We start from the raw sequence: 17,231 nt of genomic DNA on the forward strand, positions 1-17,231 counted from the left end.
GGATAGTCAGGACCAAAATCCATGAGAATATATTTTAGCGTTTATCTGCGGTATTGCTTTCAGTTTCTTGCGAAGGCTCTGCACCATGGGAATGTTTCCCGCAATATAAATGCTGCTGAATTCACTTAGCTCCGTTGCCCGAAACCATTCTTCCATAACACCCATCGCATTTTCTGACGACCGGGAAATGAATTCGAATGCAGGATATTTATTCAGAAATTTGAAGTCATAGGCATCGTGCATGAGCATACAACCCTGGATAGGGTATTGATCAGCATTCGTTAATTGTTGTAAACTCAGAAAATGCCCCAACGCACTGCCGTCGCCCAGACAGAGAATTTTGCCTGGTTTACCTGGTAATGGAGCCGCGTGGGCGGGGCCAATGAATAGTTGGTGACCCGCCTGTAAACTCCGGGCCCAGCGACTTCCAGCACCGTTATGTCCCGTTTCAATGTACATGGTACATTCTTTAGTGTCGGCATTCCACTCCGCTGGGGTGTAATCGCGGTATTCCAGCTCAGCCACCTTGCATTTAAATCGTTTAATACTGTCCCATTTTTCCATAGCTATCGTCGGAGCATGAATAACGATTTCGTGCAAGGTGGACGGTTCCCAGGACCGAACACTCAGAACGGTAGCCTGATCGAACATTTTGCTCAGTAAACCATCGGCAGCTTTCTTCAATAGATTTGCCATAATCAATCATTTTTTGGCAAAACTACTTTCCACAAACCAGCCTTTTGTCCTACAAAGAACGGAAATATGTGGACAAAAGGCATATCGTTTTATTCTAAAATGAAACTATTCCAGAAAGCATAACTCTGCTTTAGGATCAAGAATCCGATTTTTGAGGATTGACCCTTATTCAGGACAGATTTCTACGGTTGCGAAGGTAAAAGTTTTTCTAAAGCTTTAGTAATCAGTCTGGTGAGAAGAACAAGTCTGTTTCTTAGTTAATTATGTACAAGATCAGGTGTAAACAGGACGGACTCCGTTTCGTTGACTTGCCAAGCAAGGACGGAGAAGTTTATCTAACTCAGAAAAGCCCTGAATGAAACTATAAAAGGGCAAAAGGGCTTTAATGGACAAGTCTTTTACTCCCATTGCTTCAAGTTATGTCAAAACAACCAACGAATCCGATTTCAACAGTAATTGCTTTTGCCTTACTGCCGTTGTCGGGGTTTGCTACGGATATTTATATTCCCTCCATGCCAAGTATGGCCTCAGCTCTGCACATAACGGATGCTCAGGTACAATTAACGCTGACAGTTTTTCTGATTAGTTATGGCCTTTCTCAGTTGTTTGTCGGAAGCCTGCTCGACAGTTTTGGTCGCTATAAAATTGGACTTGTTTCTCTGTTTATTTTCAGCATTGCCAGTTTAACCATTGCTCTCAGCACGAATCTATATGTGATTTGTGCCATGCGGATTATTCACGGTATTACCGCCGCCTTAATCATCGTAGCGAAACGAGCCTATTTTGTCGATGTCTTTGAAGGCGAACGGCTCAAACATTACCTGAGTTTATTTACCATTATCTGGTCGGTTGGTCCGATTGTGGCTCCTTTTATTGGAGGGTACTTAGAGCAATTTTTTGGCTGGCAGTCTAATTTCTACCTGCTTGCGGGGTTATCGTTCGTACTCTTGATTCTGGACTGGATTTTCAGTCGAGAAACGTTACTGAAGCCCATTGATTTTAACCTGAAAACAATTATCAGCATTTACTTGATTATGCTGAAGACCAAGCCCTTTTTGTTGGGTATTGTGATGTTAAGCCTGGCGTATTCGGCGGTAATGGTATACAACATGACGGGACCTTTCATTATTGAGCACCAGTTTCATTTGAACTCTGTCGTAGCCGGGTACTGTTCGTTAATTTTAGGTTTTGCCTGGATGTTGGGAGGCTTAATTGGCCGGGCTACCATTCGATTGCCCTTCCATGACCGAATGCGAGGGAATATTATCATTCAAACGCTATTCGTACTGGCAATGATTGGGGTGGGCATCTGGGTTCAAAGCTTACCTGTGATGATCTTTTTTGCCTTTTTAATTCAGGCCTGTACGGGGTATACTTACAATAACTACTTTACCTATTGCCTGAGCCGTTTTCCTAATTATGCAGGAATGTCAGGTGGGATGACGGGGGGTATTGTCTACATCCTGGTATCGATCTTCAGTTACCGAATCGTGACGTTATTGCCCCCTAAAGACTCCCACAACCTGAGTTTAAGTTATCTGGTACTAGTGCTTTTGTCCGGCGTAGTGATGGCCTATCTCTACCGTCTTAATACCACTAAAGCCAAAGAAGAGCTCAGTACGACTTAAGTGATTTGGATGCTTTTTGAGTCTAATGGGCATTTTCTTCAAGAGAAAAAGGCTTTGAGTCGATAGACCCTGATGCGAATTAGGACTCCTGAAACCTTCACTAAGTAGGAAGTAGTGGATGACAGGCTCGGAGAGATAATGGCAGGTATGAACCTGCCGTTAGGGTAGGAACGAGATGGAATTTGGCAACAGAGGTTCTTCTGCTAAAGGCAATTACTTACCTCTTTATTGGCCTGAGTTAGTGCTGCCAGCGAAAAAGCTGGCAGCGGCATGACCTACCAGTAAGAACTAATGAAATCCTTGTTCCTATAAAGAATTATACTTCAGCTAATTGCTTTTGCTCGAGCTCGTGAATAATGATTGCTTTTAATTCGGTAAATAGGTAATCTTTAGCTTCGGCATAAGAAACGTCGTATTTACGGGGAACTTCCCGCAAATGTTCCGGGAAATGCTGTAGTAACTTATTGTAATACCCATCCAACTCAACCGGACCGGGCATTTGATAACTTAATGTTAACTGGAACCGTCTTTTCAATGCTATATCAATCACTTCTAAGTGGTTAGTGGCGGCAATTAACAGGGCTTTATCCGGGAAATAATCAATGAGCTGAATGATGGTATTAACCAGTCGTCGCATCTCACCTACGTCTTTATCGTCTTTTCCACGCATCTTTCCGAGGTGGTCAAATTCGTCCAGAAACAAGACAGCCCGGTCTTTGGCCGCTTTATCGAAAACCAGTTTTAGGTGAGTGGACGTTTCGCCGATACGAGCGGAAATAACCGTACTTAAATCAAGTACATACAAAGGCTTGTTCAGTACCGTAGCAATGGCTTTGGCCGTTGTGGTTTTTCCGCAACCCGAGCTACCCTCCAGCATGATTTTGTTATTGACAGGAAGGTTATATTTCCGTAATTCTTCTACGTAATTATATTCTTTAATGAGCTGATTTAATAGATTCCGGTTGGTATCATCCAGACAGATGTCCTGCCAGTTAATTTTCTCTTTATCCTGAATAATAACGTCTGATACGGTCATTGATTTTTAGGCAAAACATTCAGAATGAGCTGAATGCAAATGGGAAAACAGACGAGTAATCCTCCTCTGATGAATTAATAAGGGTAATAAATAGTCAAAGTTAACAGGGAATACCCAGGAACCGAAAAGTAGTCGTAAACAACTAGTATTTCAGCCCCTATACCGAACCGAATCTAAAGCTCAATAGTGTAGAACTTACATGAAACAGGCCTGAATAGCTAAATTCAGGCCTGTTTTGCGTAAATTTTATAGGAAAGATGGCAAGTTATGGAAGGGAAGACTCTGCCAGAGCCCGTTCAATACCCAGTTCCAGTCCCCGAATTTCTGCTAGTCCCCGCAAGCGGCCAATGGCGGAATAACCCGGATAGGTTTTCTTTGTCAGATCGTCTAGCATCTGATGTCCGTGATCGGGACGCATAGGAATGCTAGTCTCACCATCGCCCGTTTGTTTTCGTCGATTCTGCTCCAGTACAATGGCTTTTACCACTGCGTACATATCTACATCGCCCGTGAGGTGATCGGCTTCGTGAAAATTCCGGGGATGATCTTCGCGTTTGGTGGTGCGTAAATGCAGAAAGTGAATACGATTACCGAATTTTCGCAGCATTCCGGGCAGATCGTTATCGGGCCGAACGCCCAGCGAACCCGTGCAGAAAGTAATACCATTGGCCCGAACGTCACAGGCGGCCATCAGTTGATTCAGATCCGACTCCGTACTTACCACGCGGGGCAGGCCCAGCAACGGATACGGGGGATCATCAGGATGGATACATAGGTTTACGCCAACTTCCTCGGCTACGGGAGCCACCTGCTGAATGAAGTAATATAAATTTTCCCGCAGTTCACGGTCTCCTATGGTCTGATATTGATCAAGTAATTGCTGAAAATTATCGAGCGAAAAAGCCTCCTCTGACCCAGGTAAGCCTAAGAGTACGGTGTTGGAAAGGGCACGGATCTCGTCGTCGCTCATGCGTTCAAACTTCGCCCGGGCCGAGGCGACCAGTTCGGGCTCGTAATCTTCTTCGGCTTGTGGACGTTTGAGAATACAGGTATCAAAAAGGATAAAATCCAGCCAGACGAAACGAAGGGCTAAAGAGCCATCGGGCATTTCATAAGCCAGGTTCGTTCGTGACCAGTCCAGCACGGGCATGAAATTGTAACAAACGGTTCGAATTCCCGCTTCAGCGAGATTGCGAATCGACTGCTGATAATGCTTGATATAGGTCTCACGAGAAGGCTCTGCCTTCTTGATGGCTTCGTGTACGGGCAGGCTTTCTACCACGCTCCAGCTCAAAGTTGAATAAGAATCGTTCTGACTTTCAATGAGTTGCTTCCGCTTAAGGATTTCCTCTACCGTCCAGACTTCTCCTACCGGAATATGGTGCAGGGCGGTAACCACGCCTGAGCAACCCGCCTGTCGAATGTCCATTAACGAAACCGGGTCATTAGGCCCGAACCAACGCATGGTTTGTAACATTCCCATAATAATGATCTGCCGTATTTATCTATACGTTAAATTTTTAAACACCACTGAAAACCGAAAATCCACCATCCACATTAATGATCGTTCCGGTTACGAATTTGGACGCATCGCTGAGTAACCAGACTAAGGCCCCAACCAATTCTTCTGGCGTACCGAATCGTTTATAGGGGGTTTGTTTCAATACTAAATTACCTCGTTCAGTATAGCTTCCGTCTTCGTTAGTTAATAAGCGACGGTTTTGTTCCGTCAGAAAAAAGCCGGGAGCAATGGCATTCATTCGGATTTTATCGCCATACCGATTCGCCATTTCAACCGACATCCACTGCGTGTAACAATCCACGGCGGCTTTCCCCAGGCTATAGCCCAGTACTTTCGTAATGACTCGCTGCGAGCTCATGGAAGAAATATTGACGATACTTCCGCTGGCAGAAGCAGCCAGGGCCTGACCAAAAACCTGGGTAGGTAAGACGGTACCCCAAAGATTCAGGTCCATAACCCGCCGCATACCCGCCAGATTTAGCTCAAAGACGTCTTCTTCGGGTGATAAAATTCCTTCCGGCATGTTACCTCCCGCTCCATTGACTAGTCCATCAATTCGGCCAAAAGTGTCTAAAATTAATTTTTTGGCTGTTTCAAGCTGGGCTTCGTCCAGTACATCGGCCTGCACCGCCAGAGCTTTTCCACCCGCCTGTTGAATAGCCGCCGCTTGTTGTTCGGCCTTTTCAATGTTTCGCCCAAGAATACAAACGGTACCGCCAGCGGCGTGAATTCCTTCTACAAAAGACTGCCCCAGAACGCCCGTGCCGCCCGTTACTACAATGACTTTATCGTTTAATAGCATGATTAATTAAGCAATTATGAAGCGATGAAAACCGAATTTCTTGGTGATGAAAGGGCTAGTGGTAAAAGTAAATGGATGAGGTAAATTGACAATCAACGACCATTGTTTTGCTGCCACTACATATTAGGTATTGTAATAATGGATTTGCTCTGTCTATTCATAGGATTCACAAGGTCAATTAATAAGTCTTTGATTTTAAATTGATTAAATAACTATTGAGCAATGCTTGGATTGGTTCAGAACATTCGCAAGCGTACCTAAGAGATAGACGTTCGAGATAGGCAAGTACCCCGATTTTTGCTAAATGCTTGGGTTAAAATAGCGGCCTGATCGTTCATGCATTTACTTATCCCCAGAATCGTTTGGGTAAGGGTGTGAATAAGAAGTCAAGAGTTTCCAACCATCACATGGTTACTCGGGTCTTTGCAAAAAACACCAACACTTTGATGAAAACTCTACCTCTCTTCCTGGCCATTTCTTTATTGATAGGTTTGATTTCGGGGTGCACGAAAGACGCAGATAACCCTACTGAAAATATCTATGTAAACGAACGTTTTCCAGATTCCGCTGAAAAATTTCATCCTGATTCAATGCGAGTTTTTACCTTCGAATCCTATTTTAAAAATTGGGTTACCGTATCGAAACAAGGCCAAATTCTGGCCGAAGGGTATATCGAAACCTACTCGAATGGTTGGGCTGGTAGGTTTTTAGTCAAAGCTCAATCCCGTGACAGAATCACCATTCGAGCGGCTAAAGAACAGGCTTCATTTCGTCTAAAAGACGGATATAAATATTTGTATATAAATAAGTTAAATACGAACAAGTGGACAGTGACCTATTCTAATTATGGTCGGGTATATCTATGAAATAAAGGTTTACGCAGTGGCTTATATGGTTATACCCGTCTTAGATAGCCTTTCTTAAAACGATTGCTATGACAATCCATCCGCCCTGGTTGGTGTCCTCACCAACCACTGTTAATGGCTGGTGAAGACACCAGCCAAGGCGAGAAGGTGTAACACAACCCCCCGGGTTATGAACGCGGCTGGTGTTATCTCTTCGTTTACGGGTTTTCTTTTTCCAGCCTGGTTGGTGAAGACACTAGCCAGGCTGGCAGTAACCAAAGCCACCTCTCTACGTTGACATGCTTGATTGCTATGCACAATCATCTGCCCTGGTTGGTGTCCTCACCAACCACTGTTAATGGCTGGTGAAGACACCAGCCAGGGCGAGAGGATGTAACACAACCCCCCGGGTTATAAACGCGGCTGGTGTTATCTCTTCGTTTACGGGTTTTCTTTTTACGTTTTGTAACCTACGCTCTTTCGGATTTATAATCTGAAAGCCATCTGTTAGGGATTTGCAATCCCTAGAGTAACACTAACCACGTCTTAGCAAGACATGATGAAGTCGCGGTAATAGGAAATGCCCTTAACCTGACTTACAACTAACACATGATAGGGCCTCATCATCAGGATTACTCTTCTGGGAAGTATAAAAAGAGAATTATAAGCGTTGCCGGAAACCTTATTAATCTTCTCCAGTTGAATCATAGACTTAGGTCCTATAAAGTGGCATTTCATACGATTCATCGTAGCTTGCACTATACTTTACATATGATGCCGGAATTCCATACCCCCCAAAACCAGAGGAGAGGTTTACTAACATTTCTGATTACGATAGGCTTATTTTTTGCTTCTTTAAACCTGAGTGTCGCTCAAAAAGCGGAGATTACCGTGGCCGCCGCCGCCGATCTTCGGTATGCGATGGATTCGCTGGTAAGTGTGTTCAAAACAGAGCAACCCGGTGTGAGGGTAACGGTGATTTATGGTTCTTCTGGAAAATTTTTCCAGCAAATCAGTCACAATGCTCCCTTCGATGTGTTCTTCTCAGCAGATATTGATTTCCCTAAACAATTAGAAAAGAAAGGATTAACGGCTTCGCCCATTCACACGTATGCGGTGGGGCGACTGGTTTTGTGGAGCACAAAAATTAAACCGAAAGATTTAAAAAGTCTACAGGATCGGAGTGTTCGCAAAATCGCCATCGCCAATCCGCAGCTAGCCCCGTATGGCAAACGAGCCGAAGAAGTTTTACGGTATTACAAGCTTTACGACCAGTTGAAAAATAAGTTGGTGCAGGGTGAAAATATCGCTCAAACGGCTCAGTTTGTCTCTACTGGGGCCGCCGACATAGGACTCATTGCCTTATCATTGGCTTTAAGTCCACCCCTGAAATCGCAGGGAGCTTATTACCTGATTCCCTCGACGGCCCATACGCCACTACAACAGGCTCATGTGGTTTTAAAAAGGGCTCAGCATAATAAATCGGCTTTTGCTTTTCTGACTTTTATGGAAACCAATAAAGCTAAAAAGATAATGGAAGCCTTTGGTTTTTCGATTCCCAAGTAATGGTATGATTGATGATTTTAGCCAAACCCTCCTGGTGACCTTAGCTCTGGCTGCTTCGACAACGGTTATCCTGTTCATACTAGGAATACCCTTGGGGTACGGGTTGGCATATAGCAAGTTTAGAGGAAAAGCGGTTATTGAAGCGATGGTAAGTTTGCCGCTGGTATTACCCCCAACCGTCACAGGTTTTTATTTATTACTGGCCTTTAGTGAAGAAAGTGCCATCGGAAGCTGGCTGATCCATACGTTGGGGCTTCATCTTAACTTTACGTTTTCGGGGATTCTGGTAGGGTCGGTATTCTATAGCCTGCCCTTCATGGTGCATCCCGTACAGTCGGGTTTTGAAAACCTTTCGTCTTCCTTACGGGAGGCATCCTTAACGCTAGGTAAATCCGAGTGGACTACCCTAATGCGGGTATTACTACCCAACATCAAACCCTCGTTGCTAAGCGGACTAGTTTTGTCCTTTGCTCATACCATTGGGGAGTTTGGTCTGGTATTAATGATTGGGGGTAACATTCCCGGCCAAACGCGGGTGGCCTCCATCGCTATTTATGACGAAGTAGAAAGTTTTAATTACGACCGGTCCAATGCGTATGCCCTGGTGTTACTGGGCGTTGCTTTTTTCATTTTACTACTTCTGTTTACCTATAACAAAAAGCTCCGCACCCGCACGTTATTATGATCGAGGTTCAGTTAAAAAAAACGATACATGCGGTTCAGGGACCCTTAGTACTGGATGTCTCTCTTGAGATTCAATCGGGGGAGCTGGTGGCTTTGTATGGGCCGTCGGGGAGCGGAAAAACGACCTTACTTCGCTTACTGGCAGGCCTCGAAAAACCCGAATCAGGACGAATCATGTTTGGTACAGAAGTATGGTATGATAACCGTATTTTTTTAAAGCCTCAGCATCGATCCGTGGGATTTGTGTTTCAGGATTACGCTCTGTTCCCCAATATGAGCATTCGTGAGCAACTGATTTTTGCCTTGCCTGATCCGAAAAAACAGGATTTAGTGGATGAATTACTGCAATTGACTCGTCTGGAAACCTTAGCTCATCGCTTTCCCGACCAGCTTTCGGGTGGACAAAAACAGCGGGTGGCCCTGGCTCGGGCGGTAGCTCGTCAACCTCAATTACTATTACTGGACGAACCATTATCGGCTCTTGATCAGGAAACACGGCTTCGCTTGCAGGAAGAAATTGAAAAAATGCACCAGCATTTCGGCTTAACAACGCTGCTGGTCAGTCACGATGTGGCAGAAGTCAAGCGGTTGGCTCATCGGGTTGTGTGTCTGGATGAAGGAAAAATTACCAAGCAGGGGTTACCTGCCGAAGTATTAAGCTCGGGCAACAAGCCCTTGCTAGGCCGGGTTATCGCCATTCAGCCCGTTGACAAACAATGGATGGTAACGGTTCAGTTAGAGAATATGCAGCAGCAAATACTGATTTCTGATGAGGACATCCAGATGGGTGACCGCATCTGGATGTCCTCCTAATCCCCAGTTATTTATCGGTGGAAACTCTGATCATTAACTCCTGAATCGCCCGCATCAAAACCGGGTCCTGGGTTGATGAGTTATTGTTATTTTTCACTAATATGTCCACGGGCGTGCCCATGCCTTCGTAGCAAATCATTCGGGCATTATAATATCGCTGGTTTGACAGACTCACGTTCCAGCCGTTGGGCAAGCGAAACCAGTAGGGATCGGAGTAATTGCCAAGCGTATTTTCTCCAATCAGTAATACCTGTGGAACTTCATTCATGATAACCGTAAAAACATCGGCAGCGTCGGCAGTATAGGGATTGGTTAGCAGAGCCACAGGACCTGAATAAGGCTTAGCAGTACCAGGCTCAACAAATTCCGTTTCTGCCGGAGTTAGATCTTCATAATTAACTCCGGGCTGTCGATCTCTGCGGTATAGGCCAACGGTTTGTTTAGAAATGAATCGGGTGACCCATTCGTAGGCAAAGGCCCGTTGACCACCCCGGGTATTTCTAAGATCAATGATAAGACCTGGAGCCATGGCAATTTTACTAAACAAGGTATCCAGATGACGAGCCAGATTTTTTACGGCTGATTTCAAATCGGCGGTGGAGTCTGCAAAAAAACGGTTCACTCGAACGTACGCTAGCTTCGGCGAGAGTGCATAACTAATCCAGGGCTGTTGATGCACCATAGGTCCTAGCGATTGCTCCTTCTGAAATCCTTGCTGGGCAAGTATTGAATAATCGGGATAAAAGCTTTTTAGCGGAGAAAGGATCGATGATTTGTGTATAAACCTGGAACCTTGAAAAACCTTCCCCTGATTGTTTACCAAACGCACTTGTCCATCCCGAAAGGGCAGAAGCATGGCTGAACAGATACTGAAGAGGGAATCTTCGGTAGTATGGGCATGAACCAGAGGCCTGTATTTTCGGTAAGCCTGATGCCAGTTGACTTCCTTTACTTTAAAAAAAGCGTAATGATCCTGGAATGTATTCCATAATACCTCAAAACTCAACTCTGGCGTTGACAGGGCCGTATGCTTGGGTAAGGATGCAGGTTTTTGGGCCAGGAGAACTGTGGGCTTTAAAATGATTAGCAGAAGGAAAAAATAACCTTTCATCATATGAGCTATTAAAATAAGTTAGGTATAAGGCACTGCTAAATGCATGGATAAGGTAAAAATAAATTAAATAATGATATATGATAAATAATGTAATAAATACTTAATATTATCTAGATTAGTAGAATGATATCAACTTTCAATAAACATCGAGTTATGGGCAATGAAGAGAGGGAAGTTTTTGACGGATTTAAAACAAATAGGGTTGATTACCCCTCACTCAGCGTTCAAGGCGGGCAACGTAAAGCCCTTGCTGGATACCTTGCTTTGGGGATATTTCAGACATTCTAATGGTAGTTTTGATTCATGCATTTGCCACTAAATGGTAGCTGAAAATTCCTGAGGAGGAATGAATAGGAGAGGGTTTAGTAGATTAAGCAGGCTCTTATGTTCGATACCTTACAAAATGACCTCTATTCGCCGGGGAAGTAACTTAATCCATGAGGCTCATTTCTTGAAGATAGAAAAATGGACTAAGCCCACTAAGGTTTTATACTTAGGTATCAAGGAAGTGAACTTCAGTTAATAAAAAGCCATCTAATCACTCAGGCGTACAATTTCTGCGATCAATATCTGTAGAAGTGCGATTAATAGGCTGTATTTAGATTAAATTATTATTAGAAATTCTAGACAGGGTCTAGCCCTTTTTTCAGATTCTTCTTCCTGATTATCACCTAAATACATTCTTTGTATTGATATAGGTTAACATATTCTTGTTTATGTCTGATTGATAAATCCCAAAAAATGTTTTGCCATATATACATCGCTCGTGGAAAACGCTATATTTGTTTAGGTTAATGAGACAAACCTGTACTTTTTAGCTACTTATCGGTATCCACTATAAACTATAACCCCATTCAAGTCAAAGGCGACCTGATGCAGACGGATAATCCCCATTTCCGTTCCTGATTATTTACAGGATCAAGCAAGGTCAAAGTTAGGAAACGACTATCTTCTTTATGCAGTCCATTGGAATGCTAAGAATCATAACTCTTTGAGGCTCAATAGCCAGTTCATAAATTTATGTATCACCCCAGATTGGTTCGTACCGAATTATACTTCATTTAGCTAACCAGGTTTCCTAAAAACCCTGTTACTAATGGTTGAAATATCCCCCAAACCTGCCCTGAAGATTCGGTAAGTAATGAATAAGGATTGTAATGTCAGTTCCCCCAACGTCACTGATTGTATCTACTTATAATTGGCCGGAAGCATTGAAATTTTGTCTGCTAAGTGTGGCAAGACAACGAATGCTCCCTGATGAAGTAATCATTGCTGATGACGGATCTCGCCAGGAAACGCGGGATCTGATTGAAGCGATGAAGGGTATTATTCCCGTTCCCCTCATTCATGTCTGGCACGAAGATCTGGGGTTTCGGAAGACCGAAATTTTAAATAAGGCCGTGCGGAAGAGCTCGGGGGATTACCTCATCCAGATTGATGGCGATGTTATTTTACATCCCTATTTTATTAAAGATCATATCGTTGCGGCTGAGCCGGGGGCTTTTGTGCGAGGAACCCGGGCTCGGATTACCCCTGCCAAAACGGCGGAAATACTCCTGCGTACCCATGTGAACCTGCATGTCTTTTCAAAAGGCGTCTATAATCGCCTGAACGCTCTTCGTTTGCCTGTACTAAAATCGCTGGGCGAGCGGAAAGAAATGAAAAGCCGTAATGTGCGGGGCAGTAACCTGGCTTTCTGGAAAGCGGATTTTATTCGGGTGAATGGGTACAATAATGATTTGAAGGGCTGGGGACATGAAGATGAAGAATTAGCCGCCCGATTAATCAATAACTCTATTGTTAAGAAAATCATAAAACTAAGTGCAGTTCAATTTCACCTTCACCATGATGAGCTACAAAGACCAAACGAACCTTTCCACGTCCAGGTAGTGGAAGAGGTCGTATCGAACAACATCAAAACCTGTGACAATGGATATGGCCGCAGTTAATTCAAATCGTGTAGTAAAAACGACTCTCATCATTTCAACGTACAACTGGCCTGAAGCTCTGCACCTTTGTTTACTCAGTGTCAGTCGTCAGTCCGTTCTTCCAGACGAGGTTATTATTGCCGACGATGGTTCAACGATTGAGACGTATGATCTGATTGAAAGCCTGAGAAAGACGTTTCCCGTGCCTCTGATTCACGTGTGGCAGGCGGATGAAGGTTTTCAATTAGCTAAAATTCGCAATAAGGCCATTGCCAGAGCTACCCAGGATTACATCATTCAGGTGGACGGAGACCTTATTCTTCACAAACATTTCATTGAAGATCATCTGGAACTCAGCAAACCGGGCACGTTTATGACCGGCAGCCGGGTTTTGATGAATAAGCGTTTGTCGGAAAGTTTACTGGCTTCCCAGAAAACGAGTACGGGTATCCTCGTATCAGGCATGAGTAACCATACGAATCGGTTTCAGATTAAATTTCTCAGAAACTATTTCGCCGATCGTTACAAAGCCCATGACATCATGAAGCTTCGGGGCTGTAATATGGCGTTCTGGCGTGAGGATCTGATCAGGGTCAATGGCTATAATGAAGATTTTTATGGCTGGGGAAAAGAAGATAATGAAATCGCGGCTCGGCTGGTAAATGCCGGTATTCGGAAACGGGCCATCAAATTTGGCGGCATCGTTTTTCACCTGTATCACCCGGAGAAATGCCGCGAGCGTTGCGAGGAAAACGAAAGACGTCTGATTCAGACGATTCTTAACAAAGTCATTTACTGCAAAAGAGGAGTAAGTCAATACGATTACGCCAGCGTTGAACAATACGCTTGAGAATGAATACATTGCCCCTGATTTCCATCATTTTGGTTACATACAATGCTGAAAAATGCTTACAGCGGTGTCTGAATAGCATTTTTCAGCAAACGTACCCTTCACTGGAGCTGATTATTATAGACGGAGCGAGCACGGACGGTACCCTTGACATTCTGAATGCCCATTCTGATGCGATTACTTATTGGCGAAGTGAAAAGGACGGAGGAATTTACGAAGCCATGAATAAAGCCCTGGACCAGGTTAAGGGCCAGTGGGTGTATTTTATTGGAGCCGATGATGAACTGACACCCGATTTTTCAAAACTGGCTGGAGCGTTAAGCAGTCCAAAGGCGATTTATTACGGAAGTGTCTGGAAAGAAGGCAAGAAGTATTTAGGAAAGCTTTCGGATTACCACCATGCCAAGACGGGAATTAACCATCAGGCCATGATTTATCCGGCCAGCGTGTTTCAGAAGTATCGATTTGATACCAAGTACCGAATCTCGGCGGACCATGTGTTAAATATGTGGTGCTGGAAAGACCCAGCGTATACCTTCGAATTTCAGGATTACGTCATCGCCACCTTTAGCCACCTGGGAGTTTCGTCTCTTCAGAAAGATCAGTTATTTGACCAAAACAAGGCCCGATTAATCCGGGAAAATTATGGGGTAACCATCTGGCTGCGGTTTTTATTTAAACGCCTGAAAGCAAATCTGAGAGGCTCATCGCTTGCTGAAGCGTAAGCCCTTGATCCGGTCATGAATAATTTTCTTCGGTAGTTTCAGTAACTTAATTCTGGCTCGGGTCTCGGTATTTTTTTACAGGAATACATGCGATGAGACGGAGCATCCATCGGTAAAAATTCAAATGGATTGGATCCTGCTTTCGCTCCCGATCAAGAATAGCCTCGATTTCCTCCAGATAAAGAGATTTCTGATTGAAACTTTTCTGATTTTCGTTCCTTAAACGGAAACCTCCGAGTATATACGATGACGTATATAAATCAGCGGTTCTAAAGAATCGGAGCCACAATTCAAAGTCAGCCGCCAGTGAATAGTCGAGGTCTATATACCCTCCAGATTCCTGCCACAAATCCCGTTTCCAGAAAACGGACTCCTGCTGAATGTACTTTCCATTATTCAGGTGCATCCGTACTTTCGACCAGCGTTGCTGGTAAGGATCTTCTTCATACACAAAAGGATTGCCACGTTCGTCAAAAAAGGTATTACTACCCATCAACCAGCGAACCTGCTTGAAATGCTCAAAGATTTCAGCTACAATAAACAGGGATTTTTTATGATACATGTCGTCAGAGTTAATCCAGGCCATGATTTCCCCCGTCGATTTTTCGAAGCCTTTTTGCAGGGCATCGTACAATCCCTCATCTTTTTCACTGACCCAATAGCTTAGCTGAGATTCATATTTCCTTATAATCTCAATGGAATGATCGGTACTTCCCCCGTCAATAATGATGTATTCGAGATTAGGATACCCTTGGTTAAGAACCGAAAGAATGGTGTCTTCCAGATACTTACCCTGATTGAAAGAAGGGGTAACCACTGAGATTTTAGGAAATGAAGAACGCATGCGTAAGCTATTACTTTTTGATCAGATAAAACCCTTTCTCGTAACCAATGGGCTCGTGGTCAATAGTTACAATGGCTTCCCCTTCTACGTAAGTATTAAACTCTCCTGCGATCATATAATCCTTTTCAAAATGTTGCAGAAAGCCAGCTTCGTTGAAAAACCAGGTTGGATAGGAGGCCTCGTAAATACTAGGCCAGACTTTTTGAATGGTTAGTCGGTCGCTATTACCGTTCACAAAAGCCGTTCGGTCAAAGAGAATAGCTTTAAAGCCATAGGAAGTTAGCTTCTTTATAAAGCCATAAGGATCAGGTAAATACTGAACAACACTTGAAAGAATAATCAGATCAATAGGATAGGAAGCAGTACATTCTTCAACCGAATGAAAAAAATGAAGCATTTCATCTTCAAAAAATTTCCGCCCGTAATCAATGTAATGAGCCTGTTCGACAATGTTCCAGCTCGAGCAAACGCCGGGAGTCAAAAATTCCTTTATCTGAAAATAAGTACTGCCTAATGAGCCCCCAAAATCCAGAATGTGAAGAGGGAGGCCTTTTTGCAAAGCCGTGTGTAAAACAAAAGAAATGAGCGGGAAGGGATATTCTTTCTTATCAAAAAGAACAGAATCTCTTTCGTAAACCGCTTCACCGTTTTTTACCTTTAAAAGAGCTTCTTTCGTTTTCTCCAGAATGTTCGCCTGTTCGTAGCCCCGGGTCAGAGCGGAAGCTTCCTGCCAGGAAGCATAATTACCGAACCAGCCATATTCTGGCTTCTTACGTTTGCTTAAAAAATTGATCACAGAAATAAATTGACTAAAAGAATTATCCTGAATAACTAATTGAAATTCAGGATAATTAGGATGACTCAATCACAGGGTAGCTATTTCACTGGCCAGAAACCCCAGCTTCATAGACTCCGTTAATCCCCCTCGTTCGTAGGGCTCATAAATGTAATCGTCAGCATCAAAATATTCAGAAGCCAGCACCATCAAAATGGCATCTTCAGAGAAGTTATACATCTGATGCCAGTCTTCGGGATTTAGAATCAGGCATTTATCCGCAGAATTTAATATAAATTGTTCCTGACGCAGGTTGTTATCGTTGTAAATCGTACAGGTTCCCCGGATACAAATAGCGGCCTGGATAGTGGTGTGGTGGCGATGTCCTCCACGCGTAGAATCATCAACCCCATAGATGTAAAAAATACGCTTAATAGGAAAAGGAATTACTTTTTCAATGACCGTCAGATTCCCACGAGAATCTGTAAAGGTTTTTAAGTTGATGAGATGAGCCACAAGTTTCCTCGTTATTGGGATTAGTAGAATTTGGTTTGTCTGTAATAATTCTTGTATGAACCTTTGATCAGAAAATTCGCTTGGCGACCCAGATTGGATTGAACCCAACTCAGCGAGTACAACGGTTCATGGAACATACTATTCTGATCTGCTTGCTTTATTTGGGTTTCTGCCTGAGCTAAGGCCTGGGCATACGGCTTGTATATCAGCGATATAGCTTCTTTTGACAGCGTATACTGCTCATCCGTCAAGCGAAAAACCTGATTAAGGCAATACCGGAAATCATGAAAATGATAGAAAACAAGAGCCTGTACTTGCGAATCCTTTTGTACAAAAACTTCGTCCCCTTTTTTGCGAAAGGTGTATTGGGTGTTATTCCAGGGAGCCACTCCGCCACCCAAATGTTGCAGCACATGCACGCCCGTAAATCGGGTAGTCCAGTCATCCAGGTATTTCTGATCTCCAAATTTTCCGTCTTCAAAGCGATGGTAACACCATTCCAGACAAGCCTTCCGCCACCAGTCTAAAACAGCGAGTCCTTCGGCGGTATTCTTGAAAGTAATAAACTGTACACAATAGATACCGCTCAGGGCTGATTGATCGTGCTCAGGGCTATACCGATGCTCCGTGATTAACACCGAATTTTCACCCATTTCATCCGTCAAAACTTTTGGATCGGAAAAGAACAAAAGATCAGCATCAATATAAGTACAATGGTCTAAGGAATAGGTATGTATACAATACCAAAGGGTTGAAGACGTGCAGGTCCAGCAATATTCGCCAGCCGTACGATCTTTTTTTACTGCCAATAACGCTTCGTTCTCGAATTCCTTCAGAGAAATAATAGTAGCATGCGTAAGATGTAACCTTTGCAAAACGTCATAACA

The 17,231-nt window shown here is 43.7% G+C and carries 17 protein-coding genes; 8 read left to right on the plus strand and 9 right to left on the minus strand.

Going from position 1 to position 17,231, the window contains the following annotated elements; genetic code table 11:
• Positions 1-6: 6 nt before the first annotated feature.
• On the minus strand, positions 7-696 hold the full coding sequence (locus QE357_RS22675) for a siderophore-interacting protein (RefSeq protein WP_309712878.1): 690 nt from the start codon (positions 694-696) through the stop codon (positions 7-9).
• A 419-nt stretch (positions 697-1,115) separates the two neighbouring features.
• On the opposite strand from QE357_RS22675, the gene QE357_RS22680 reads away from it, so the two are divergent.
• On the plus strand, positions 1,116-2,324 hold the full coding sequence (locus tag QE357_RS22680; RefSeq protein WP_309712880.1) for an MFS transporter: 1,209 nt from the start codon (positions 1,116-1,118) through the stop codon (positions 2,322-2,324).
• Positions 2,325-2,640: 316 nt separating this feature from the next.
• On the opposite strand, the gene QE357_RS22685 is transcribed toward QE357_RS22680, so the two are convergent.
• The 3 genes from QE357_RS22685 to QE357_RS22695 form a co-directional block, all read right to left on the minus strand.
• Complete coding sequence (locus QE357_RS22685; protein ID WP_309712883.1) at positions 2,641-3,360, minus strand: ATP-binding protein; 720 nt, start codon at positions 3,358-3,360, stop codon at positions 2,641-2,643.
• Between the two features lie 265 nt (positions 3,361-3,625).
• On the minus strand, positions 3,626-4,843 hold the full coding sequence (gene uxuA / locus QE357_RS22690; RefSeq protein WP_309712886.1) for a mannonate dehydratase: 1,218 nt from the start codon (positions 4,841-4,843) through the stop codon (positions 3,626-3,628).
• Between the two features lie 37 nt (positions 4,844-4,880).
• Positions 4,881-5,684 (minus strand): SDR family oxidoreductase, encoded by an 804-nt coding sequence (locus tag QE357_RS22695; protein WP_309712889.1) that lies wholly within the window; start codon positions 5,682-5,684, stop codon positions 4,881-4,883.
• Between the two features lie 446 nt (positions 5,685-6,130).
• Here QE357_RS22695 and QE357_RS22700 point away from each other — a divergent pair, with 446 nt between their 5' ends.
• From QE357_RS22700 to QE357_RS22715, 4 genes are all read left to right on the plus strand, one after another.
• A complete protein-coding gene (locus QE357_RS22700; protein ID WP_309712892.1) occupies positions 6,131-6,550 on the plus strand; it encodes a hypothetical protein in 420 nt (139 codons plus the stop codon).
• Between the two features lie 750 nt (positions 6,551-7,300).
• Complete coding sequence (gene modA / locus QE357_RS22705) at positions 7,301-8,095, plus strand: molybdate ABC transporter substrate-binding protein (protein ID WP_309712895.1); 795 nt, start codon at positions 7,301-7,303, stop codon at positions 8,093-8,095.
• A 4-nt stretch (positions 8,096-8,099) separates the two neighbouring features.
• The gene (gene modB, locus QE357_RS22710; protein ID WP_309712898.1) at positions 8,100-8,780 is read left to right on the plus strand and encodes a molybdate ABC transporter permease subunit; all 681 of its coding nucleotides are present in this window, start codon (positions 8,100-8,102) and stop codon (positions 8,778-8,780) included.
• Positions 8,777-9,592: an ATP-binding cassette domain-containing protein gene (locus tag QE357_RS22715; RefSeq protein WP_309712901.1), complete on the plus strand. Its 816-nt coding sequence runs from the start codon at positions 8,777-8,779 to the stop codon at positions 9,590-9,592. Before modB ends, QE357_RS22715 begins: the two co-directional genes overlap by 4 nt.
• A 7-nt stretch (positions 9,593-9,599) precedes the next feature.
• Here the strand turns inward: QE357_RS22715 and QE357_RS22720 are convergent, their stop codons facing one another.
• Entirely contained in the window at positions 9,600-10,706 is a 1,107-nt protein-coding gene (locus QE357_RS22720) for a S41 family peptidase (protein WP_309712903.1), read from the minus strand.
• 1,157 nt (positions 10,707-11,863) lie between these two features.
• Here QE357_RS22720 and QE357_RS22725 point away from each other — a divergent pair.
• From QE357_RS22725 to QE357_RS22735, 3 genes are read left to right on the plus strand one after another with little or no spacing between them, the layout of a single operon-like run.
• Positions 11,864-12,655 (plus strand): glycosyltransferase family 2 protein, encoded by a 792-nt coding sequence (locus QE357_RS22725; protein ID WP_309712906.1) that lies wholly within the window; start codon positions 11,864-11,866, stop codon positions 12,653-12,655.
• Positions 12,636-13,484 carry a glycosyltransferase family 2 protein gene (locus tag QE357_RS22730; protein WP_309712909.1) on the plus strand — a complete coding sequence of 283 codons (849 nt, stop codon included), beginning with the start codon at positions 12,636-12,638 and terminating at the stop codon, positions 13,482-13,484. The genes QE357_RS22725 and QE357_RS22730 overlap by 20 nt, the downstream gene beginning before the upstream one ends.
• Before the next feature lie 2 nt (positions 13,485-13,486).
• Positions 13,487-14,209, plus strand: coding sequence for a glycosyltransferase family 2 protein (locus tag QE357_RS22735; protein WP_309712912.1), 723 nt, complete (start codon positions 13,487-13,489; stop codon positions 14,207-14,209).
• 46 nt (positions 14,210-14,255) lie between these two features.
• Here QE357_RS22735 and QE357_RS22740 read toward each other — a convergent pair whose 3' ends face one another.
• The 4 genes from QE357_RS22740 to QE357_RS22755 form a co-directional block, all read right to left on the minus strand.
• Positions 14,256-15,053, minus strand: a complete 798-nt coding sequence (locus QE357_RS22740; RefSeq protein WP_309712915.1) for a glycosyltransferase family 2 protein — start codon at positions 15,051-15,053, stop codon at positions 14,256-14,258.
• Between the two features lie 10 nt (positions 15,054-15,063).
• Positions 15,064-15,849 (minus strand): methyltransferase, TIGR04325 family, encoded by a 786-nt coding sequence (locus QE357_RS22745; RefSeq protein ID WP_309712918.1) that lies wholly within the window; start codon positions 15,847-15,849, stop codon positions 15,064-15,066.
• A 69-nt stretch (positions 15,850-15,918) separates the two neighbouring features.
• Positions 15,919-16,344, minus strand: a complete 426-nt coding sequence (locus QE357_RS22750) for an FdtA/QdtA family cupin domain-containing protein (protein ID WP_307143758.1) — start codon at positions 16,342-16,344, stop codon at positions 15,919-15,921.
• Positions 16,345-16,364: 20 nt separating this feature from the next.
• The gene (locus QE357_RS22755) at positions 16,365-17,219 is read right to left on the minus strand and encodes a glycosyl transferase (protein ID WP_309712922.1); all 855 of its coding nucleotides are present in this window, start codon (positions 17,217-17,219) and stop codon (positions 16,365-16,367) included.
• Positions 17,220-17,231: the final 12 nt, after the last annotated feature.

Origin of the sequence: Siphonobacter sp. SORGH_AS_0500 (assembly GCF_031453245.1) — a bacterium.
Lineage (GTDB): Bacteria > Bacteroidota > Bacteroidia > Cytophagales > Spirosomataceae > Siphonobacter.